This window comes from Lentibacillus sp., from assembly GCF_035301925.1.
Classification (GTDB): domain Bacteria; phylum Bacillota; class Bacilli; order Bacillales; family Amphibacillaceae; genus Lentibacillus.
In genome coordinates this window covers 1-22036 of sequence record NZ_DATGTI010000037.1, presented here as the reverse complement: position 1 = coordinate 22036, position 22036 = coordinate 1, and the positions used below count along the sequence as shown (strand labels likewise).

Annotated in this window: 20 protein-coding genes, 1 pseudogene and 1 riboswitch; of the genes and pseudogenes, 4 read left to right on the top strand and 17 right to left on the bottom strand. The window is 43.0% G+C overall.

Going from position 1 to position 22036, the window contains the following annotated elements; all coding sequences use genetic code 11:
• From VK080_RS03385 to fdhF, 3 genes are all read right to left on the bottom strand, one after another.
• The coding region (locus VK080_RS03385) for a carbon starvation CstA family protein (RefSeq protein ID WP_324223381.1) at window positions 1-883 on the bottom strand (883 nt) is incomplete at its 3' end.
• A 180-nt stretch (window positions 884-1063) separates the two neighbouring features.
• On the bottom strand, window positions 1064-1531 hold the full coding sequence (locus tag VK080_RS03380) for a DUF1641 domain-containing protein (RefSeq protein WP_324223380.1): 468 nt from the start codon (window positions 1529-1531) through the stop codon (window positions 1064-1066).
• Window positions 1524-4475 carry a formate dehydrogenase subunit alpha gene (fdhF, locus tag VK080_RS03375; RefSeq protein WP_324223379.1) on the bottom strand — a complete coding sequence of 984 codons (2952 nt, stop codon included), beginning with the start codon at window positions 4473-4475 and terminating at the stop codon, window positions 1524-1526. The genes VK080_RS03380 and fdhF overlap by 8 nt, the downstream gene beginning before the upstream one ends.
• Before the next feature lie 531 nt (window positions 4476-5006).
• On the opposite strand from fdhF, the gene VK080_RS03370 reads away from it, so the two are divergent.
• Window positions 5007-6368 (top strand): IS4 family transposase, encoded by a 1362-nt coding sequence (locus VK080_RS03370; RefSeq protein ID WP_324223378.1) that lies wholly within the window; start codon window positions 5007-5009, stop codon window positions 6366-6368.
• On the opposite strand, the gene VK080_RS03365 is transcribed toward VK080_RS03370, so the two are convergent.
• The 8 genes from VK080_RS03365 to VK080_RS03330 all read right to left on the bottom strand — a co-directional run bounded on the left by VK080_RS03365 (window position 6351) and on the right by VK080_RS03330 (window position 12732).
• Window positions 6351-7493 (bottom strand): L-lactate MFS transporter, encoded by a 1143-nt coding sequence (locus tag VK080_RS03365; protein ID WP_324223377.1) that lies wholly within the window; start codon window positions 7491-7493, stop codon window positions 6351-6353. The genes VK080_RS03370 and VK080_RS03365 overlap by 18 nt on opposite strands.
• Before the next feature lie 263 nt (window positions 7494-7756).
• The gene (locus VK080_RS03360; protein WP_324223376.1) at window positions 7757-8092 is read right to left on the bottom strand and encodes a hypothetical protein; all 336 of its coding nucleotides are present in this window, start codon (window positions 8090-8092) and stop codon (window positions 7757-7759) included.
• Window positions 8093-8225: 133 nt separating this feature from the next.
• The gene (locus tag VK080_RS03355; RefSeq protein WP_324223375.1) at window positions 8226-9647 is read right to left on the bottom strand and encodes a hypothetical protein; all 1422 of its coding nucleotides are present in this window, start codon (window positions 9645-9647) and stop codon (window positions 8226-8228) included.
• 118 nt (window positions 9648-9765) lie between these two features.
• Window positions 9766-9897, bottom strand: a complete 132-nt coding sequence (locus tag VK080_RS03350; protein ID WP_324223374.1) for a hypothetical protein — start codon at window positions 9895-9897, stop codon at window positions 9766-9768.
• Window positions 9898-10345: 448 nt separating this feature from the next.
• Window positions 10346-10918 (bottom strand): energy-coupled thiamine transporter ThiT, encoded by a 573-nt coding sequence (gene thiT, locus VK080_RS03345; protein ID WP_324223373.1) that lies wholly within the window; start codon window positions 10916-10918, stop codon window positions 10346-10348.
• A gap of 117 nt (window positions 10919-11035) precedes the next feature.
• A riboswitch (TPP riboswitch) is annotated at window positions 11036-11139 on the bottom strand.
• 276 nt (window positions 11140-11415) lie between these two features.
• Window positions 11416-11688 carry a phage holin gene (locus VK080_RS03340; RefSeq protein WP_324223372.1) on the bottom strand — a complete coding sequence of 91 codons (273 nt, stop codon included), beginning with the start codon at window positions 11686-11688 and terminating at the stop codon, window positions 11416-11418.
• 240 nt (window positions 11689-11928) lie between these two features.
• Window positions 11929-12258: a hypothetical protein gene (locus VK080_RS03335; protein WP_324223371.1), complete on the bottom strand. Its 330-nt coding sequence runs from the start codon at window positions 12256-12258 to the stop codon at window positions 11929-11931.
• 18 nt (window positions 12259-12276) lie between these two features.
• Window positions 12277-12732 carry a DUF6884 domain-containing protein gene (locus VK080_RS03330; protein ID WP_324223370.1) on the bottom strand — a complete coding sequence of 152 codons (456 nt, stop codon included), beginning with the start codon at window positions 12730-12732 and terminating at the stop codon, window positions 12277-12279.
• Between the two features lie 168 nt (window positions 12733-12900).
• On the opposite strand from VK080_RS03330, the gene VK080_RS03325 reads away from it, so the two are divergent.
• Together VK080_RS03325 and VK080_RS03320 are read left to right on the top strand one after the other, a co-directional pair.
• A complete protein-coding gene (locus VK080_RS03325) occupies window positions 12901-13437 on the top strand; it encodes a YceI family protein (RefSeq protein ID WP_324223369.1) in 537 nt (178 codons plus the stop codon).
• A 235-nt stretch (window positions 13438-13672) separates the two neighbouring features.
• Window positions 13673-13909, top strand: coding sequence for a hypothetical protein (locus VK080_RS03320; protein ID WP_324223382.1), 237 nt, complete (start codon window positions 13673-13675; stop codon window positions 13907-13909).
• Window positions 13910-14018: 109 nt separating this feature from the next.
• Here the strand turns inward: VK080_RS03320 and VK080_RS03315 are convergent, their stop codons facing one another.
• The 6 genes from VK080_RS03315 to VK080_RS03290 all read right to left on the bottom strand — a co-directional run bounded on the left by VK080_RS03315 (window position 14019) and on the right by VK080_RS03290 (window position 21431).
• Entirely contained in the window at window positions 14019-16043 is a 2025-nt protein-coding gene (locus VK080_RS03315) for an iron ABC transporter permease (protein ID WP_324223368.1), read from the bottom strand.
• A gap of 4 nt (window positions 16044-16047) precedes the next feature.
• Window positions 16048-17049 carry an iron-siderophore ABC transporter substrate-binding protein gene (locus tag VK080_RS03310; protein ID WP_324223367.1) on the bottom strand — a complete coding sequence of 334 codons (1002 nt, stop codon included), beginning with the start codon at window positions 17047-17049 and terminating at the stop codon, window positions 16048-16050.
• Window positions 17050-17245: 196 nt separating this feature from the next.
• Entirely contained in the window at window positions 17246-18349 is a 1104-nt protein-coding gene (locus tag VK080_RS03305; RefSeq protein ID WP_324223366.1) for a tetratricopeptide repeat protein, read from the bottom strand.
• A gap of 172 nt (window positions 18350-18521) precedes the next feature.
• Complete coding sequence (locus VK080_RS03300; RefSeq protein WP_324223365.1) at window positions 18522-19346, bottom strand: VanW family protein; 825 nt, start codon at window positions 19344-19346, stop codon at window positions 18522-18524.
• Between the two features lie 303 nt (window positions 19347-19649).
• Window positions 19650-19901: a hypothetical protein gene (locus VK080_RS03295; RefSeq protein ID WP_324223364.1), complete on the bottom strand. Its 252-nt coding sequence runs from the start codon at window positions 19899-19901 to the stop codon at window positions 19650-19652.
• A gap of 315 nt (window positions 19902-20216) precedes the next feature.
• Complete coding sequence (locus tag VK080_RS03290; RefSeq protein ID WP_324223363.1) at window positions 20217-21431, bottom strand: NAD(P)/FAD-dependent oxidoreductase; 1215 nt, start codon at window positions 21429-21431, stop codon at window positions 20217-20219.
• A 345-nt stretch (window positions 21432-21776) separates the two neighbouring features.
• Here VK080_RS03290 and VK080_RS03285 point away from each other — a divergent pair.
• Window positions 21777-22036, top strand: a pseudogene (locus VK080_RS03285) (DNA-3-methyladenine glycosylase 2 family protein); the annotation flags it as partial.

The following is a 22036-nucleotide window of genomic DNA, read 5'->3' as shown; positions in this document are numbered from 1 at the left end:
AGTTTGTAACCGGGGCAGTAATTTCCGGATTGGTAAAAATCAAGCCTAAATACAGAATACCCAAACCGACGACAAGCTGATGTGAATTAATGAAATCACGCGGCTGGAGCAATTTCCAGACTGGCAAAGTTGACGCGATGTACACATAAACCATTAAAATCACAATCCAAATCATAAAGGCACTATTGACGGCACCAAGCCCAAATAGACCGGCACTGCCCTCTCCGCCAAAGTATTGAACCACATCAATCTGTAAAAAGTCGACACGGCTGGAAATGACTGCAGTCAGATACATGACACCAAGTGCAATCAGTGACGGAACAAGCATTTTCGTTTGTCGCTTGTAAACGGCATAACCAATCCAAATTGCGAGCGGGATTTGGATGAACACAGGTACGACGCTCGCTGGAAAGGAAATAAACAAATTGGCGATTACCCAGGCAAACACAGCATTGACCATTAAAACGAGAATCAGGATGATAAATAAAAACAATAGCTTAGCGCGTTGACCAACCAATTTATTGGCTAACGTACCAATTGATTGCCCTTTATTCCGGACAGAGACGGCCAGTGTCCCGAAGTCATGGACACCTGCAGCAAAAACAGTACCAAGGATAACCCATAAAAACGCGGGCAGCCAACCCCAGTAGACTGCTATAGCAGGGCCGAGTATCGGTGCTGCACCTGCTACTGAAGTGAAGTGATGCCCCCATAAAACAAATTTGTTTGTCGGTACAAAATCGACATCGTCTTTGTACCGGTGCGCCGGTGTTACATAGTTGGGATCAAGGCGAAATATCTTTTCCGCAACAAACTTGGAATAATAACGGTAACCCAGCGCAAAAACAAGAAGACCAATAATGGCAACCAAAATGCTGTTCAATTTCCCTGCCTCCCCCTTTGTTTGGAAAGTTATACAAACAAAACTCCCCATTGGATTTTTATGCAAGCTTCCAATGTAACTTTATTATATTGTAAATAGTGCGAAAAGTAAATATAATGAGTTGATTTTAATTTAAAAATTGCCCCGATTACGGTATTTTCCGTTTTCGGGGCAATACAGCTATTCCTTTCCCATGCCGCGCAAGAATTGCAACAGCATCGTGATACTCCTGTTGATTTCCGGATCCTTTAAAGCTTTTATAAGATCCAAATAGGACGTTTTCTCAGATACCTTGGAAACCGCTGCCTCTTTTACGCCATGGTTCAATTTACCGGCAAATTGCTCCATACCGGTAACATTTAACTCACCAATCAGCATTATCAGTCTGGGCAAATTTTCAAGGATAGCCGTATACTGTGGTTTATTGACTTCCTTCACGATATTTTCCAATGCATCCTCACGGTGTTTAACGAATGCATTGAGTGTATCCAATGTTCCGCTCTGGTTCAAGGTTTCAAGCAAGTCAATCCCTTTTAAAACAGCTTCCTTATTTTCACTGATTGATTGCGTAATTTCATCCAGATTCCTTTCCTGAATAGATTCTTCAGAGATTTCCATTCGTTTTATATGTGATATTTTTTCAGCCATTTTGCTTCACCTGGCTTCCCGGAAAGGCATAATCGTCACGGTTCCACTTCCGCTCCGGCTGAACACCGATTTGTGGCTGCGGATTACCCCGCCGGTAGTTGTTGGGCGGCAGCGGGCTTTTGCCTTTTTTCTTAATGACTTCCATTTTGACGGCTATTTCCTTGAATGCCGGTGTATCAGTGTCTTTATCAACACTGTTGTCGGTTAAATAGTTGACGGCTGTTCTGCCATTATCATTAAGCGGCAAATACAATTCCCGTCCGCTTACCCTGTCAGTAATGTGTACCGGACCGGATGCCTCACCGGTTTCCGATATCAATTTCACTTCAGCCCCCTCGTTGATGCCGCGTTCTTCGGCCAATTCCGGTGACATTTCAATAAACGCTGTCGGCATTTTACTTGTGATGGCTTCTGATTTATAGGTCATATTGCCTTCATGGAAATGTTCCAGCACTCTGCCGTTATTCACATGCAAATCGTATTCGTCGTTTGTGTCATACACAAGTTCATAATCCAGCGGGTACAGCCGTGCTTTATTATCGTCAAACGGAAAACCGTCAACATATAAAAGCGGTGTATCTGTACCATCTGCAGCCACCGGCCATTGCAGACTATTGTAATCTGTCAGTCTGTCATAGCTGACACCGGCGAATAACGGTGCAAGTGATGCAGACTCATCCATAATATCCGATGGGCTGTCATAACCCCACTTATAGCCTATCCTCTCGGCCAGGTCAGTTATGATAGCCCAATCCGGACGTGATTCACCGACAGGATCGAGGGATTGATACAAACGCTGAATGCGGCGCTCTGTATTCGTGAACGTCCCTTCCTTTTCTAAACTTGGGACCGCAGGCAGGATAACATCAGCATGTTTTGCGGTTTCGGTTAAAAATAGATCTTGCACGACGAAGAATTCCAGTTTATCGAAAGCGGCTGTCACATAATTAATATTGGCATCCACAATTCCCGTGTCTTCGCCTAGCACATACAATGCATGGAGATCGCCTTCATGGATGGCACCAATCATTTCATGGTTATCTTTGCCGGGCTCAGCCGAAATTTCCACGCCCCATGCGTCTTCATAACGTTTACGTACATCATCGTCGGCAACCTCTTCATAGCCCGGGAAAAAATTCGGCATACTTCCGAAGTCACTGCATCCCTGAACGTTATTATGACCGCGCAATGGATAGGCGCCGGTTCCATGCCGCATGTAGTTTCCGGTAACCAGGAGCAGATTGGAAATGGCGGTGCTTGTGTCACTGCCAAGCTGGTGCTGTGTTACTCCCATCGCCCAACAAATCGCAAGCTTATCGACACTGACAATTTGTTCAGCAATACCTATCAATTCCTCCTTGGAAATACCGGTTAAGTTCTCTGCATAATCAAGGGTGAACTTCTCCAGCGATTGTTTATATTCCTCAAAGCCATTCACCCATTTATCAACAAAATCACGATTTTCCCAGCCCTGATCAATAATATATTTCGTTACAGCAGACAACCAGACGAGATCTGTCCCGCTTTTCGGCTGGAAGAACTTATCAGCACGCTGCCCCATTTCATGCTTCCGCAAATCAAATACATAAAGCTTTTGCCCGAATAATTTTTGTGAACGCTTAATCCGGGATGCGAGCACCGGATGAGATTCGGCTGTATTGGATCCGATCGTAATGACCATATCTGCCTCGGCAATATCGTCAATGGAGCCGGAGTCACCACCATGTCCGACCGTCCGGAAAAGTCCCTTCGTAGCCGGTGATTGGCAATAGCGTGAACAATTATCAACATTATTGGTCCCAAAAACCTGGCGCGCCAATTTCTGCATAACGTACGATTCTTCGTTTGTGGCCTTTGATGAGGCAATAAACCCTAAAGCATCAGCACCTTTATCAGCTTTAATTTCCGAAAAACGTTTGGCTGTATAATCAAGTGCCTCATCCCATTCAACTTCTACAAAAGATTCACCATCACGGATTAACGGCTTCGTGAGCCGTTCGTCCGAGTTCACGTAATCCCAGCCGAACTTCCCTTTCACACACGTGGATATGCCATTGGCCGGGGAATCAGCTTGAGGTTCCACTTTCAGGATTTTCCGGTCTTTTGTCCAGACGTCAAACGTGCATCCGACACCACAGTATGTACAAACTGTTTTGGTTTTTTCAATGCGTTCCTCACGCATTGAAGCTTCAGTGTCGGAAACAGCCATTAACGCCCCGTAGCCAGTTTCCACTTTTTTCGTGACATCGATCATGGACCGCAATAATCCCGGTTTTTGATCGGTCATATAGCCCGCTTCCCCTATCATGGATGTTTCCATCAGTGCATTGCAAGGACAAACCGTCACACATTGTCCGCAGCTGACACAGGACGATTGATCAATTGGTACATCGTTATCCCAAACAACTCGCGGCTGCTGGCGCTCCCAGTCAATCAGCAATGTTTCATTCACCTGAACATCCTGGCAAACTTCCACACAACGGCCGCACAGGATGCACTGATCCGGATCATAGCGGTAAAATGGGCTTGAATTATCGATTTCATACGGTTTTGGCGCAAAAGGACGCGACTGTTCCTCAAGACCAAATTCCGCCACCGTGTTATGAATGTCACATGTGCCGTTATTGTAATCACAAACAGTACAGTACAGCTCATGGTTTTCCAGTGTTCTGTCGAGTGCTTCCTTTTGTGCCGCACTCACATGCTCCAGTTCGGTATTCACCTCCATTCCGGGCCTCACAGCCGTTCCACAAGCACGTACAATTTCGCCATCCACTTCAACCATACACGTATCACATGTCTGGACAGGTCCGAGTGACGCGTTATAGCAGATTTGCGGCACAAATTTACCGGTTGTGTTAATTAAATCCAGCAAATTCTGATCGGGTGCCGCCAAGTACTCTTTCCCGTTAATGGTGACCACGACATGCTCCTGATCCTGCATGTAATCTCCTCCCCCGAAAAAGTTTAATGAAACCCTTTTTAAATGCGTCTATCCCAAATCCAATTATCTAACAATAATACATTTTAATATTTTCTAAATATTATAACATACTGGAGCAAAAGGAAAAGCAAAGCAAACGAATAATGGTGAAAATATCTTATTTAAACTCCCGACAGATCTACACCTGTAACAGGTTTATCTACTCAGATTTTATAAATTTGAAGCCTTTGTATTGTTTGTATATATTTTCTCTTCTTTCATTTTCTGCATGACTACCCTTATCCAAAGCGAAATAACCAAAGAAATAACATGCATTCCGCCAAAAATAATCAGCACCAGCTGATAGCTATTCGTATTGTCATATACTCAACTTTCGCACCTAGAAAATCATAAATCACTTAATTAGCTGTAAGGTCGGTATCTGTTGAATTATGGTTGTTGACAAGAAGCATAAACATGAAAAAACACCTCAACGTTTGGTATAGTTGATTTGACGAGAACCACATACCATACAGAAGAGGTGTCCCCTATATGATAGCGAAAAACAACTCGACTAATCAACTGCCAAATGAAATAAAATCGACTTTTCAAGAATTAAGTGTGTTCAAGCACTTACGTCATGCAGGCATTACGAAGTCCTTTGGGTTTTCCTGTGCTTATATTTTCCAGCTAATCTTTTGCCTGATCTTTGAAAATAAAAACTGGTTCCGGACGCTTGAGAGCAAGAAAGCCACGGATGTTCCGGCCAAGGATACCGTCTATCGGTTTCTCAATCAATCGACGTTCAACTGGCGCCGATTTCTGCTTTCACTGGTCGCTTATACGATAAGTAAGGTATCAAAGCTGACACGTCATGATCGTCCAAAAGTGCTCATCTTAGATGATTCATCTTATGATCGGAATCGAAGTAAACACGTAGAGCTTCTGGCCCGCTGCTTTGACCATGCATCGCAGAAAATGCGATTCTACAAAGGTTTTCGGATGTTGACACTGGGCTGGTCTGACGGTGCTACGTTCCTGCCCATAGATTTTTCGTTATTGAGTTCGAAAAAAAGCAAGATAAACGGTATATCTGAAAACATTGATAAACGCAGTTCAGGTTACAAGCGTCGTCAAGAAGCGTTACAAACGGCTCCGGAACAGATTCCGGGTATGCTTGAACGTGCGATGAACGCCGGCATTGATGCCTCCTACGTTCTCATGGATACGTGGTTTACCCAGCAGCCCCTTATCAAAGAAATTACAGAACAGGGTTTGGACGTTATTGGCATGGTCAAAAAGTTAAAGCAGCGTTATCTCGTAGATGGAAAACGCGTTAGCTTAGATGAGCTATATCGCCTGGCTGAACCAACTGATGGAAAAAAGGGTATTTTACGCTCTATCCATACAACACAGGCCAATGGTGTGCCTGTCAAAGTCGTTTTCGTCCGCAACCGGAATAAGAAAAGTGATTGGCTTGCGATTTTGAGTACAGACTGTACATTGAGTGACCAGGAAATTATCCGTATTTACGGCATGCGCTGGGATATTGAAGTTTTCTTCAAAACGACAAAGTCCCTTTTAAAACTTCAAAAGGAATTCCAGAGTCGTTCCTACGACGCTCTCATTGGCCACACGACTATTGTGTTCGCAAGGTATATCGTGCTGTCATGGCAAAATCGTTGCAGTACAGATGACCGAACCCTAGGCGGCATGTTTTATGAACTTTGTGATGAAATCAACGACCTCGATTGGGCAGTGGCACTACAACAACTAATCGAGCTTCTTGAAGATACCCTGAAAAAGAGTAATAAGAAAACGCAACAACTTATCAAAAGTCAACTACAACAATGGATAGCGGGTCTGCCGAATTATATCAAGGTTTACCTGCCTATTTCAGTCTGCGAAAGTTGAGTCATATATTAATGACAGCAGCATTGGACCGACAATGCCGGCCACTGCCCAGGCCGTTAAAATATAGCCATGTATCGCACCCAGCTGTTTTGTTCCAAATATGTCCCCAATGTAAGCCGGAACAGAAGAAAATCCCCCTCCATAGCAGGAAACGATTGCGTATACGAGAATCTGAAATAAAATCACCGATGTGATAACCGGCAGCAAAAAATATGAAACAATGCCTATAATAAAAAAGATGGTATACACATTCGGCCTGCCAATGAAGTCCGAGATAGTAGCCCATCCAAGTCTGCCGGCACCATTGAAAAGTCCCATAATTCCTACCATGGTGGCCGCCGTTACAGCTGACATGCCAGTGATCTCCTGTCCTATCGGGGATGCAACAGAGATGATGGCAATACCCGTTGTAACGTTAAGAAACAGCATCATCCATAACATCCAAAAAGGTTTTGTCTTAATTGCCTCATTGGCTGTCATTTGGGAAAGATCCTCTTTTTCTTTCCTAGGTTCATCAGCTTTTTCATCTTGCATTCCTTTAGGTTTCCAGCCCTCCGGAGGCGGAGCTAGATATTGTGATGCAGCCATCATAATGATCAGATAGCTTGCACCCAGAATATAAAATGCATTTGAAATACCAACTGAACTGACCAAAGCCTCTCCAGCAGGGCCACTGATCAGCGATGCAAAGCCGAAGCCCATGATAGCAAGCCCAGTTGCCAGTCCCCGGTGATCGGGAAACCATTTGACAAGTGTCGAAACCGGTGCTATATAGCCTATGCCAAGTCCAATACCGCCAATGATGCCATAAAAAAAGTACATTAAAGCTAATGATTCAAAAGCCGTTGCAAGTCCTGTTCCCATTACCCCAACCCCAAAAAATAGAGCGGATAACATACCGGAAATACGCGGTCCTCTTTTTTCAACAAACTTTCCCATAAAAGCAGCAGAGAATCCCAGCAGAAAGATGGCAATACTGAATGCTAATGAAATCTGGCTTGTGCTCCATCCAAACGCATCCGCCATCGGATTTGTAAATACACTCCAGGCATACGCAGACCCTATACAAATATGTATGCCAACCCCCGACAAAGCAATTAACCAACGATTTTTTACTTTCTCCATTTTTAACCTCCTATGATTAGGATGTAAGCCCTTACAAAATTTCAGCTAAAATTCGTTGTAAAAATAGCAGTTTTCACAATAAAGTGTATATTCATAAATATTTAAAAACAAAGTATCATAAAGACATTTATATGTCAATTGCTGTCTTCAAATCTTTGACACGCCGACAATCCATTAAAAAAACACTCCCTAAAAAGAAAGGAATGCTTTTTTAGTCAGATTTTAATACAATTTTCCCTGCCGATAAATAGTGGTTGTAATTTTCATAACTGCTTGAATAAAACAATTCTGCCTGAGCGAATATAGGTCACTAAGTGCTGCCGACGAACCAACATTGCCGAACCCTGGACAGCGATTGATAACGTTTGATTGATATGATCAAGTAACGTTTCTGCAAATTTATTATCACGTTCCGAAAGCCATTTTTCCTGATCTTTAGCAAAATCGTGAAGCATATAGCGGAAGTCAACACCTTTGCCGGTTGCATCTTTTCGTCCTAAAGAACCACCGTTAAGGACACTTTTGCCGGTAAAACTTCCTTTATATGACTGACCGGGATGAATGCTTTTATATTCCCCCAGGTAAAAAAGTGTCATCATTCATCAATGCATCCAGTGATTCCTCGATAATCTTATCTGTACTGCTTCCCACAATGTCTACCTCGATTCTTCAAATGTTATATGGCATCAATCCATCCATAACCATTCTATCAGGATGATTAACTTTTCTGAATTAAAAAATAAACAGAGACAGTAAAGCGGCGACAAACAACCCGAGCATCACTGGAATAAAGTTTTTTCTGACCAGGTCCATTACAGACACACCGCAGAAACCGGCAATCGCAATCAATGAAGACCAGGCGACAATTGTTCCGCCACCGGTCCATATAGATCCCATTTGTCCAATGGCAGCGAGTGTTCCTGCATCAACGGACGCAGTTTCCAGCGATGCTGCCAGTGCACCTGTCAACGGCAAACCGGAAAAACCTGAGCCATCAAGTCCTGTAATGATTCCGATAATCAGAATACTGATGACAGCAAACAAGGCACTTTGCGGTAAATAGGCCTGTGATGCTTCAACGAGATCAAACAAAAAGCCGGGTGCATTTTCTTCAATACCGAGGATACTCCCGGAAAAATCTGTACTGCCCAGGAAAAAGAACCCTGCAATCGGAATGACCGGCCCCATTGCCTTAAATGCAAAAACAAACCCTTCTGTAATGTGGTTTGTAATATAATCCAAAGCATTTTGACGACCGAATGCAATAGTTGACAGCAGCAGCAATATGACAGCAACACCACCAACAAATGCAGCACCATCACCACCTTCAAACCCGGTCATTCTTCCTGAATTAAGCTTTGTGTACATCATATAAATAACCACACCCAACAGGGATACCGGAACCAATACCGCAAACAATTTGCTCCACGCATTCAAATGGACGGATTTCGCCTTATTTTCGGATACTTTTTCCGTTTGCATCCGATTCATTTCGATTTCATTCAACTCACTGTTTTTTGAACGAATCGTCTTCCGATACAAGAAGTATGCTAATGAGATTGCAACACCACCAGCAATCAACGATAAGACAAGTGCTTTATCAGAGACAAGAGCCGTATCTATTCCGGCAGATGTTGCCGACAGATTGGGAGCAACCTGCACAATGTAATCAGATGACAGTGCCATCCCCTGGCCGGCCAGGGCAACAGCCACGGCGGCAGTCATCGCAGGCAGACCGGACCGTATGGCTGCCGGTACAAGCAAGGCACATATTAACGGCACAGCCGGAGTCGGCCAAAAGAATAAGGATATCACATAGGTTATTGCGACTAATACAAAAAACGAAACGTGACCATTAACCATTAACTTTTCGATAGGCTGAATCATCTTTCGATCAGCACCAAGGTCGCGTAAAGAGTGCAATAACGCTATCATAAAGGTTATAATCAAAAAAATATTAAAAAGCTCTTTTGCCGCAACGAGATTGGCATTAAAGATTGCGGTAAAGCCATCAACCAGACTGCCCTGATATACCCAGGCAATGACAAACGTCCCGAGTAAGGTTGGCAAGACGACACCTCTACGGAATATCATCGTGAAAATGATCATTAATGTAAAAATACCGTATAGCCAATGGGAAAGGGTTATTTCCACTTAAAACACTTCCTTTCTGAAATGTGCTATAGCCTATGCACATCGAAAGGAAGCGGTGAAAATGTCTGCAGCTGTGCCTCTTAACATGTGAACTTCAGGGGGTTGACTGTCAACTTCTTTATATTGATTCACTTTCATCGGCACAATCATTACACAGCAGTTTGCCGTTTTCCTGGACACCATCAAAAAATCCATTCTCACAATAGACATTTTTTCCACATTCCTGGCACTGTCCGACAAGTTCCCGCATGAACATCACTCCTTTATGAGCAGTATATACGAAAAAAATGAGGCTGGGACATAATTAAAACTGCCAATCTAAAGACGAACAATGCACTACTTGAGCGGAGGAAATATACGAAGACTCCTGCGGGATAAAAGGCAGAGGTGAGACCCCGCAGTGCGCCAGCAATCTTTTCTGCAAGGAGCGTATACCTCACAGAGATAGCTTGCAACGCGACGAGCACGAGGAGGCTCACCAGCCGCCCGCGGAAAGCGACGAGCTGAACATCCACCGAGTAAAATGCGAGTTGCGAGGAGTGCTGCTTCTCCGACATCTCATGCAACACGACGAGCACCAAGTATATTTCCGGAGCGGGATATATGCACCAACTAAAGTTCGGATTTTTCTTTAATAAAAATGCTTTTGTCCCAGCCTCTTTTTCGTGACATGGTTGATTGTGAGCGGAATAAATATCTTATGCTGCGTGCAGCAATGTTTTTGGCTGTTTGTGAAACAGGAGAAAGACGGCAATCGCACTAATGATTAAAGACGGTATGATATAGGAAACGTTATACAGGAACGAATAAACCCAGACCGACTGTCCCTCTACTGCCGACTCAAAAAATACGACACCTGCTGCAAAATGGGCTGCAAATCGAAGCATACTGCCGAGAATCACCCCAAGCGTAATATAGGTGAGATATCTTTTTGTGTTGCCTGATTGAACCGCATCCTGAATCTGCTTAGCAAAGATGCCGGCAAACCCGATCACGGTGAAGGCCAGTACATAGTCGATGAACCCCTGTACCGGATGCAACACATATCCGGTACCAACAGCTATTTGCAGAATCCCCCATAAAAACCCGGATAAGAGTCCACCCTTAAGTCCCCAGCGGTATGCTATGATAAAAACAGGTATCATCGCAAGCGATACCGACCCGCCTTGAACCCAAAGTTTGATCGATAAGAACGGAATAATATCAAGCATCAGTGCCAATGCTGTAAAAACAGCCACCTCAATCAAAAATAACGTACGTTTTGCACGCATGATAAATCCTCCCCCTTTGTGGCGGGGACATCCCGCCTACTGATTTTTTGCGCACAAAAAAAGCAATGCCAAGGGGAAGCCTCCTGATGTGGAAATCCGCTCACATTGCTAACTATTCCATCAAAAAGCCACCATCCCTACGCTAGTACTAACTAACAGGTTCGAAGGGTCAGAACAGCAGTTTGTTCACTCTCAGCCATACGGCTCCCCTTGAAGGCTTCTAACCTATGCTTTTTTTGTTAGTTATATTGTATCTTACTATTTCCAAAATGACAAACCTTTTCGTGTGGTATTAAACATTGCTCAACGAAAGAAATTCTTCCACATCTTTTACGCTTGGCTTCATGGCATTTTCCCAGAAATCCGATTGTGTCAAGTCAACGTTCAAGTGTTTCTCCGCCAAATCTTCCACAGTCATCCTGCCAGTATCACAGAGCAGTGCGATGTAGCCATCCTCAAAATCCCCAACTGCCTCCTGTACGAAGCCATTACTGTTATCATCTGTCAGATCCAGTATTCGTCCGGTTGTCTTTCATACCTGCAACTAAACCATTTTGCATTAATACTTTCTTCTGATCCTTTCCTGTTTTCGTCACATAGTTATTTTTGAACCACGCCCAAACGGATGTGACCGCTGTAAAAATGAAAGAAACTGTCTGTTCAAATTGTTCGCCGTCGATTGGCAGCGGCGATTTACCAATGATAACGAGAAATTGGTTTACAAGTGCCAGAACCAGCACAGCCGATCGTACAATGGTACCTTTATCCATCCTCTTGACCTCCCGAATAAATCAGTCCTTTCTATAGCATTATTTTCATATCGGATGGTTTTTGGAACGGCTGCTGTTCCAGAATATATTTACAGCTCATGAAAGATTTTTAAAAAATTTTTACGATGTCCATTAAAGTGTAAACCTTCCTTCGCTTTTCTTGTAAGATCAATCCATAATATACCACTTTGGCGTTACTAAAAACGCCTCAGCAGCCGTTAGCTGTGGGGCGTTTTTCTGTTATTTTTCATGATTTCTCCGCTGAATTGGAATAATGCCGTTCGTAATTTTACTGGCGATTGCGGCAAAACCTATTGCTGCAGCGGCAATGATAATGATTATGGCAAAAAACTGAATAACAAAACCGGTGATTTCACCTGGTATGGCAGATGTAATATACCGGGTGCCGTAATAAAGAATAAATGCCGAAACACTTACAATCCCGACAAACGTGACAAACACACCGGCAATCTGCATTATTGATAACCTTTTCCAAGTCTCTTTATGTTTAAAAGCGACATAAATCATATAACCAATTAAAACAAGTGCTATCAGTAAAGGTCGTGTCATGATATCTGCTCCTGTTTATTAGTGAATGGGCGTATTCGTTTCCACTGATTGCTTCAGCGCCCGCAAAATGTAACCTATTCCGCCATACTGCAATAAAGGAAAAACTCTGGGGATATCTTTGGTAAACGTTCTGTCTATAATAGGTTTATATTTTTTTCCCGCCAAAACAACAAGTTGATCAAATTGATCCAGTTGCTTATCTTTTGCCTGCTTGATTAATTTATCAAATGAAATGATTTCATCACTTTTTTGACCAAAGGTGACATCATACTGGCCGTCAACTGAATCATCAGCAAACAGAAAACCATGCTTGGCAGACAAAATCACCCACTGATCCGTGAACATTTCCGCATACTGGCGCGTGCGTTGATGCAATGTGCCGATATAGGCATCTTTTGCCGGTACCGCCCCCAATTCCGGCTGTTTATCCCAAATTTTTTTCCTTCCGCATGGAATGATACTTAATTCCGCCATGATTCACCACTCCAAATCTATTCATAGTATAGCACGGAAAACAGGTTTATTGAAATATACATCAGGGTAATTTATACTGAATTCAAAATAAATATTGCATAATTACTTGACAATATTTATTTATCATTTTATACTTGGTTACATAAAGTAACTATTGGAGGGATACACATGGCAAAAGAAACATTTAATGTAGACACAGTACACAGTGAGATAGGATTTTCCGTAAAGCATATGATGATTTCGAAAGCAAAAGGTCATTTCAATGATTTTGATGCGGTCATCGAAGCTGATCCGGACGACCTGACAGATTCAAAGGTTGAAGTTAACATTGATGTATCATCTATCGATACAAAAAATAAAGATCGCGATGATCATTTGCTTTCAGCCGATTTCTTCGATGTTGAAAATCATCCAAAAGCTACATTTGTTGCAACTGATATCAAGAAAAAATCAGGCAACAACTATGATGTGACAGGAGACTTAACAATGGTCGGCACAACAAAACAAGTTACATTTGATGTTGTGTCAGAAGGACAAAGCAAAGATCCGATGAGCGGCAACATCGTAGCAGGTTTCAGCGGTGAAACAACCATCAACCGTAAAGATTTCGGTCTTACATGGAACGCTGCATTGGAAACCGGCGGCGTACTGGTTGCTGATGAAGTTAAAATCACTTTCGAAATCGAAGCACATAAAGCTGAATAATCTTTTTCGGTAAAAGGATGTCACCCATTTTGGAATGGCATCCTTTTTATTTTTTAAAACGACGACGATGAATGACGCTCCCTTCGATCCGCCGCCCCTGCTCAGCACTCATCACATTATCAATAATCTAGCCATCAATTTCAACTCATTTATAATAAACATTCCGGGTTTTGTTTGACTTTGCCTATTTTGAGATATGGATTGTTAGAGACATATTTCCAAAGGAGGATATACATTGGCTTTGAATGTTAGACAGAAACTGATCAAAGACCATCTTGTATTCGGTAAAATGAAGCCTGGTGCGGAAATCGGTCTTCAAATCGATCAAGCCCTGACACACGATGCCACAGGGACACTGAGAGATCATGAACATGAAATAACAGTCGAGCATAACCTTTCTGAACGTCAGCGTGAGGTTATCCTGAGCGGCGGATTAATCAACTGGATAAAAAGCCGACAACAAAAGGTATAATTATAACCCGCCTGCACCTTTTCACAGGAGAGCAGACGGGTTTGATTTTTCTTTCATTCACAGTCTATTCTCTGCAGCATAATTTTTCCGATTCAATTGACGTCTTTGCTTATGCCCGTTTCCGCATCAACCACAGAAAATACGGTGCACCGATAATCGCAACCAGTATACCGGATGGGATTTCATTCGGGGCAAGCAGTGTACGGCTCAGCATGTCCGCAATAACCAGCAATGCACCGCCAACAAGCATCGTAACCGGCAAGAGACGTTGATTGAACGGTCCGACAATTAATCGGGACAAGTGCGGTGCAATCAGGCCAATGAACCCGATGGTACCGACTGCGGCTACACTGAATGCTGCCAGTAATGTTGCCAATAATGCCAGTTGAAACCGGGCAGACATCACTTTCAGTCCAAGTCCTTTGGCTGTGTCATCTCCCAATGATAACGTATCAAGATCACGAATCCGCAACATTAGCAATGGAAACAAAATGATAACCGGCCAAATTAAGTAATTTAAAAATTCCGACCATCCTCTTGCATACGTTGTTCCTGACAGCCATGTTAATGCGGATGCTACATTCAAATCCGCCTGGACGACCAGTATTTGAATAATCGCCTGACCAAATGCAGATACGCCAATCCCGAGCAATGCCAAAATGGTCGGCTGAAATTTTGCGCGAATAGCCATCAGCATCACAAATACAAAAAATAGAATGGAACCGAACATGGCTCCGACCGGGATCCAGACAGCGGCTACACCAAACACATACATGGTCAGCAGTGCACCGACGCCTGCCCCAGAAGTAATCCCGATGACAGACGGATCTGCGAGCGTATTGCGCAGAACACCCTGGAAAATAAGTCCACTGACAGCAAGCACCATGCCACTGACTAAAGCAACCAGCGCCCGCGGCAATCGTAAATCCATCACCAGTCCGAGCATAAAATTATCTGATTCACCAAATAATGCATTCCATAACAGAGTCGGTTCAAAACCATAATTACCGGATGCCAGACTAACAAACATCGTCAACAAAATAATGATGACTAATACCGGAATAACTACTTTTAGTGACAAACTTGCTGATGTTTTTCCGGCAATAACAGATGTATTGTCATCACCGTATTTTGACTGTTTCATCCGCATAACAAGATAGATGAGCCATGGTGCACCAATCAATGCCGTAATTGCACCAACAGGCAGCTCGGAAAATGACGGATCAATCACACGTGCCAAAATATCAGCGAATAATAGCACATTGCCGCCCCAAATAAAAGACGCAATCAAAAGCGGCAAATGCTTACGGTAGCCAATCAGCTTAATTATGTGCGGTGCAACAAGTCCGACGAATCCGATCGGACCAACGACACTGACGGTAACAGACGTCAGCAGGACCGCTGCTGTAATCGTCACAAATTTAACAATATGCACATTCTGTCCCAGCGCGGTGGCAACATCGTCCCCCAGCGTCAGGGTGTCCAATTTAAATGACATAGCTAAAATGATTAAGAGACCGACTGCCACGACCGGCAAGGAAAACCGGACACCACTCCAGTCGTTTTGCACGAGTGTTCCTGAACCCCATAAGAACAATCCTGCTGTTTCATTTTCATAAAAAATCTGCAGAACACTTGTCAGCGATGAAAATAAAAACGTCACAATCATACCGGCCAACACCATACGCACCGGTGAAGCTCTATTTCCACCTGACAGCATGAATACAATCAGAAAGGTCACGATACCACCGACAAACGCCACAATAATGCCATTTCCAACTAAAGCTGCCGGCAGGAACACTGTACTGAAAACAACAGCAAAATACGTACCGGAATGAATGCCAAGTGTACTTGCCGACGACAGCGGATTTGTCGTTACTGTCTGCAGGACAACCCCGGCAACAGCCAATGCCCCGCCGGCAATAATACCCATGATGGCCCGGGGCATCCGCAAAATACGAACTGTATGGTGTTCCAGATTATTTTCAGGGGAAATGATAGCATCAATCACTGTGCCGATGGAAATCGATACACTTCCCTGATTAATATGGATAAACGTTAAGATGCATAAAAGCGCGGTTCCACCCCCAAAGGTAAGAACCGCAACGATTGATTGCCACAATTTGTTATTCATCCAATCACTCTTTTACCATGGCATCAACCAGCTGTTTTGCCAATACCTGATTTGACAGCACACCACCGAATGTCCACGTATTTCCGGGCAATTGGTGGGTGTTGCCGTTTTGTACAAAGCTTAAGTTCTCCCAGGCTGGATTTCCTTTAAAATCGGACTCAAAAATATTGTCATCTTCCTGAACAATATACAAAAATTGCAGATCTTTACGATCCTGGAAATTCTGCAGTGCTTCCAGCGTCACTTCACTGTATCCATACACTTCCGGCTCATCTGTCTGGTAAACATTTTCAAAACCAAGTTCATTCATGACCTTTCCAACCATGGAATTATCCGTAAATAATCTTAATGTTGGTGTATTTTGAGCCGTAAATGCCTGGGTAGCAATAAATTCGGATCCTTCCAGTCCTGCATCTGTAATGCGCTGTTTTTGTTCTTCAATAATTGAATCCAAGTCGGCAATAGCCTGTTCAGCCTGATCCTGTTTATTGACGATTTTAGCCAGTGTCTTCATTTCATTAAGCATATTCTCATAATGATCCTGAATGGCTTCCTCTCCATAAGGGGCAAACGTGACAACCGGGGCAATTTCTTTCAATTGGTCCAGATATTGCTCATGACGAAATTTTACCGCAATGATCAAATCCGGATCCTGGCGTCGGATTGCCTCCAGATTTGGTTCCTGCCGTGTCCCTACATCCTCTACGCTTTCATCGAATTCCTTATCGATATTCACCCACTGATGAAAGCCGTCCAAATCAGCAACCCCAGCCGGCTGAATACCCAAAGCAAGCAGGTTCTCAGCGTAAGACCATTCGAGTGCAACGATATTTTCAGGACCTTTTTCAATCGTTTGTGTCCCCATCGCATCTTCTATTGTCACGGTTTCCCCGCTATCATTAGTACCGTTTTCATTGTGGTTATCCTGATCTGAACGCTCATCATCACCACATGCAGCCAACAGTCCCAATACCAGCAGCGATACCAAAATGGCTGTTTTTTTCATGACTCTCTCTCCTCTATTCCACGGTTGAACCATTCAATGGAATTCCCGGAAGGTGTATGTTCTTTACTGGGGGGGAGCCATGGTTACCCGATTTGTCCCCCATATCTCGATAACACTCACCTGTTCTTAAAGCTTCAATATGAACGAAAAAGATTCTCATTATCATTTATCATACTACGTGGCATGTATCGACCTGTCAAGCATTGGTCATCTTGACAAATCGTTCTTCATACTCTCGTTTTTTCTTCTGATTGCCCGTGTTATCGAAAAAAGCAATCACATCAGCGAGGGCATTCTCAAGTAATTCCCGGTCCTTTGTCAATTCAAGAAGTTCGACGGCATTTTCATAACTTTTGCCTGCTTTTCGGATATTCTGCTGTTCCATATGTTCAAGACAGTAAGCATATTGCATGTAAATCATGCCTAACTTGCGATGGGACGTGTTCGGCAAACTCTTGTAGATGGAAATGGCTTTCTGATAATACGGTACTGCCTCAGTCAGTTTGGACTGATCGAAATAGTAAAATGCCATTTCAGTCAGTGCTTCCGCATGGGTCATGTTATTTTCAAGTGACGAGCCTTCCAGCAGGTCCAGCGCCTCTTCCAGATATGGGTACGCCTTTTCATTTTCATTCTTACTGCCATAAGTTTTGGCGATGGTTACCAGACTGTTGATTTTCAAATCCGGATTCGTATCACCGGCCATGTCAATCACTTTACTCAAATAGTGAAGTGATTCCTCCGTTTCGTTTTTCATAGAGTACATCATACCAATTTTGAAATGAAGGTACAAAATCATATACTGATCCGGTGTTTCGCCCTCTTGGAAAAACTCAAGACCTTTTTTGAAATACTTGATGGCCCGTACATATTTTTCCAAGTTTTCCTCTGCCTCGGCAAGCACCAGATAACCACGCGCCAGTTTAATCCGGTCGGCTTCACTGTCCTCTTCCATCTGCTTGACAGCTGCACTTAATATGCGACGCGCCAGCTTAAAGTCACACATGAACGCTAATTCGCCGAGCAGCATCCAATCAATGTCCGATTGGTGATATAACTCGGAAATGATGGCAGATGATGCCTTTACTTCACCAATTTCCGAATGGCAAATCGCTTCAACCATTTTTAATTTATCGGCAAGCTGCTTGTCCAGATCACTTTCAGAGCGCAGTGCAGCTGATTTTGACAATACATTCGGATAATGGCCGCGATTAAATTCTTCTAAAAGCCCCTCAAGCTGTTCACTATATTTTGATGACATATCACCTTGAAAATGATCATTCAAATTCAATATATCCATAACGAAAGCCCCCCTTATCTGATTAAATTTTAACTAACTTTCATGTTAAAAGAAAGTGAAATGGGGGCTTATGCTTGGCAAAGGAAGGTGAAATTGTAAGGCGCAAAAATTATTTAACTGATTCCTTATCCCGCCTAAACGGGCAGCCAACCATGGATTGACGATTCAACAATTATGTCGATTCTGACGATAAAATGTGTATCGTCATTTCCCCATTCTTAGCGGAGGCACGAATCAGGATAGGCTGTCTGTAATTGTTGGTGAAAGCAAAATCAGGCCCATACCAGCTGACAGTCGCATCACGTCCCGGCGGTACATAGGGGACACTGCGGCTGTGTGAATAGCGTTCTGTCATTTCAATGTTTTTCAAATCAACCGCGTTGTATAATGTTGAGGAAACTTGGCAAATACCCCCGCCGATGTCTTCGGTCAACTCGCCTTTCACAATAACCGGTGCACGTTTATAACCTTTCTCTTTCGTCCGTTCGCCCACAACATCGTTAAACGAAAACGATTCGCCCGGAAAAACAACATGATTATTGATCGCCTCAGCTGCCAGTTCAATATTTCGTGACCGCTCCTTATTGCTCTGTTTAAATTTTGTCGTATAGCTCCCAATTTTATGTTCACGAATCTCCGCAAGCAGTTCACTTCCAACTCGAGGGTAGATAGGCCGTTCAGGCAGCGCTATCTTCCTGGGAGTTCCCTTATAAAAATAGTTGAGGAACAACTCCTGAAATTTTTGCCGATCAAGCGATCTTCCGGGTTCTCCTTCTATAATTTTTCCATTCTCATCCAACTTTGCGTTGATAGGCTCTTCATACAACTTTTCATCAAGAATATCCATTTGCAGCTTCAGTTTCGTGTCATCCACTAATAATTGATCAACGTAAAGTAATTCAAAATCTTCCTTCACTAATTTATCTGCCACCTGTCCATCCTCGGTAACAGTCAAGGGAGCTGATGCCAATAAAAAAGACAAGATAACGGTTATCATCTAACCACCTCCTGTCTTGTAGTATTTGGTAATAGGACAAAAACATGAATGCTGTACCGAACGTTCACTTCTAAAAAATACTCTCCCGATAAAAACTGAAAAGAAGAAAAGTTCGTGTCCAAAAAGGAGGACCGGTCGGCTAAGTTCGCAACGTCCTGTTCATCGAAAGTTTAAGGCAACGTCGTTTTAAGAGCGGGCTTACACATTGTGGTGACTTCTGCGTCCGCCACAGGACTTGGGTGGTTTTAGCAGAAGATCTCCCCCATTCGATCTGTCATTGTTACCAGCGTTTTTGAACATCCTCTAAAAAACATAAATTGCAAAAGCAATAAGTGAAATGGTAATAGTAACCCCATAAATAATTAATTGCAAAGGGACATTCGACTTCAATGATGAGGATTCATATTCATGTGACCGCCTTAATTGATCTTCAACAGTGTCGCCCTCTTCTTCATACTTTTTCATTTTGTTTTCTTCTTGTTTAAAAGCGACAAATGTGCCTCCCAAGGCTGCAATAAAAAGTACCACCAGCAGAATAATCAATTCAATACTCATAAGCACCCTCCTATCTTCCTCAATATATATGGTTATCACTATATAAACAGTGATAATGATCACAGATTAATAACAAAAATCCAGTAAATTATGGTTTAATATTGAAAATAGAAATAACTAACATTTATTGACAGGTAATTAAAAACCATCCTGACATTTTGACAGGATGGTTAATGCGTTACCGCTTGTTATTAACGGAAGTCTCTTGCGTCTTCAAGTGTGCGTGTTGCCACCGTATACCCTACAATTGCTGCCAGTGCCAGCAAAAATACATATACTGTTCCGTTTTTCATAAAAATGTCCCTCCTCGATTAATTAAAACATGCGAAGTTTGCCTTTTTTCAGGATGAGCTTTGGCCCGCCAAGCAGGAACAAGTAACGGTTATCAATGACCTTTTTCATCGATACAGCCGCTTTTCCATACAACTTATTATCGTTGAATACTGTTCCCATTGCGTCTGTCTCACCAAGTGAAGCAACGGTGCCTTTATCGTCAAACACAAACTTGCTTAATGGTTCATGACGCAGCAATGCTTTGATATTGTCTGCACATGTATCCGCATGCTGCATAGCTGCCTGTGCTGTTGGCGGGAATGGCTTTCCTTCTGCTTCATTCATGACCCATGCACAGTCACCAAGGATAAAGATGTTTTCTTCACCAGGAGCACGCAGGTCGCCATTAACCGTCACCTTACCTTTTGTCAGTTCAAAACCGGATTTGGACAGGACGGAATTTCCGGTAACACCACCGGTCCATACAATAGTGCCGGCTTTAATTTCTTCCGTATCATCACCTTCACCGATTACAAAGCTGTTTTTCTTGCACTCGGAAATTTTGGCACCTTCCCTGAATTCAATGCCACGATCAGATAGTGACTTTTTGGCATATGCAACAAGATCATCATCGAAACCTGGTAGAATACGTGGAGCTGCTTCCACATTAATGACACGTACTTTGCTGCGGTCAATATCATACTTTTTGCAAAGCTCCGGTACCTTTTCAGCCAGTTCACCAACAAATTCGATACCGGTAAATCCGCCGCCGCCAACCAGGATTGTCAGATCTTCATCTTTTGGATTGGCCGCAGTGCTGTATTTGGCAAATTGATACTCAATATGCTCGCGAATCATGCGGCTTGAGTCGATGTCTGTAATGGAAAACGCATTTTTTTCCATCCCTTTAATCCCGAATGTGTTCGTTTCAAATCCGAGTGAAATCACTAGGTAATCGTATGTAACTTCGCTGTTTTTGAGCACGACACGATTGTCGTCTTTTTTCACTTCGACAACTTCATCATAAATCAAGTTGACACGGCTTGGGTTAATCACATCACTGATCATCATACGAGCCTGGTTTTGATTGACTGTTCCGGCAGCGACTTCATGAAGCCATGTTGTCTGATAGTGATAGTTATGCTTATTGACAAGCACAATCTCCGCTTCTTCCGGGCTTAATTTCTGCATTAATTTCTTCGTGGTCATCATTCCAGCGTAACCTGCGCCGAGAACGACGATTTTTGGTTTAGTCATATACATCCACCTTTCCTGATTGGTTTAAAGAGGTTGTTCAAAAAGTCCGCTAAAATGACACATCTAACAGGGGATCTTCTGCTAAAACTGTCCACATCCTGTGGCGGACGCAGAACTCACCACAAACAAGAGAAGCCCGCTGCTCGAAACTGCGCCGCCTCGAACTTCTTGGTTCTTTTTAGCCTCCTTTTTGAACACGCACTTAAAGCGTCTCTATAAAGATGCAAATCATTGATATCACGATTATCATATCAAAACTATCTTATTTAGGCTAGCAATTCAATACATTGACAGGGCTTTTGTCAAAAATAGAAAAATCATTTAAACTGAATCTGAGGTGGACCTATGGAAAAATTGGTGATCAATCAACATGACGATGCTGTTAAGGCGTTGGGCAGTTCCGATAAACATATGAATAAATTGATTGATATTGTTGGAGATATTACGGTCACTATGCGCCCTGATTACTTCAAATCTTTGGTACGCTCGATTACCGGACAGCAAATTTCTGTATCAGCTGCAAGTACTATTTTCGGGCGGCTGGAAGCTTTACTCGACAATAGGGTTGAACCAGCATTAATTTTGGAGACATCAGATGAGCAATT

Bases quoted from the DNA above. Each gene is read 5' to 3' on its own strand.
- VK080_RS03380 (WP_324223380.1), bottom strand. From the start codon at position 1,531: ATGGCTGAAAAAATATCACATATAAAACGAATGGAAATCTCTGAAGAA.
- fdhF (WP_324223379.1), bottom strand. From the start codon at position 4,475: ATGCAGGATCAGGAGCATGTCGTGGTCACCATTAACGGGAAAGAGTAC.
- VK080_RS03370 (WP_324223378.1), top strand. From the start codon at position 5,007: ATGATAGCGAAAAACAACTCGACTAATCAACTGCCAAATGAAATAAAA.
- VK080_RS03365 (WP_324223377.1), bottom strand. From the start codon at position 7,493: ATGGAGAAAGTAAAAAATCGTTGGTTAATTGCTTTGTCGGGGGTTGGC.
- VK080_RS03360 (WP_324223376.1), bottom strand. From the start codon at position 8,092: ATGATGACACTTTTTTACCTGGGGGAATATAAAAGCATTCATCCCGGT.
- VK080_RS03350 (WP_324223374.1), bottom strand. From the start codon at position 9,897: ATGCGGGAACTTGTCGGACAGTGCCAGGAATGTGGAAAAAATGTCTAT.
- thiT (WP_324223373.1), bottom strand. From the start codon at position 10,918: ATGCGTGCAAAACGTACGTTATTTTTGATTGAGGTGGCTGTTTTTACA.
- VK080_RS03340 (WP_324223372.1), bottom strand. From the start codon at position 11,688: ATGGATAAAGGTACCATTGTACGATCGGCTGTGCTGGTTCTGGCACTT.
- VK080_RS03335 (WP_324223371.1), bottom strand. From the start codon at position 12,258: ATGACACGACCTTTACTGATAGCACTTGTTTTAATTGGTTATATGATT.
- VK080_RS03330 (WP_324223370.1), bottom strand. From the start codon at position 12,732: ATGGCGGAATTAAGTATCATTCCATGCGGAAGGAAAAAAATTTGGGAT.
- VK080_RS03325 (WP_324223369.1), top strand. From the start codon at position 12,901: ATGGCAAAAGAAACATTTAATGTAGACACAGTACACAGTGAGATAGGA.
- VK080_RS03315 (WP_324223368.1), bottom strand. From the start codon at position 16,043: ATGAATAACAAATTGTGGCAATCAATCGTTGCGGTTCTTACCTTTGGG.
- VK080_RS03310 (WP_324223367.1), bottom strand. From the start codon at position 17,049: ATGAAAAAAACAGCCATTTTGGTATCGCTGCTGGTATTGGGACTGTTG.
- VK080_RS03305 (WP_324223366.1), bottom strand. From the start codon at position 18,349: ATGGATATATTGAATTTGAATGATCATTTTCAAGGTGATATGTCATCA.
- VK080_RS03300 (WP_324223365.1), bottom strand. From the start codon at position 19,346: ATGATAACCGTTATCTTGTCTTTTTTATTGGCATCAGCTCCCTTGACT.
- VK080_RS03295 (WP_324223364.1), bottom strand. From the start codon at position 19,901: ATGAGTATTGAATTGATTATTCTGCTGGTGGTACTTTTTATTGCAGCC.
- VK080_RS03290 (WP_324223363.1), bottom strand. From the start codon at position 21,431: ATGACTAAACCAAAAATCGTCGTTCTCGGCGCAGGTTACGCTGGAATG.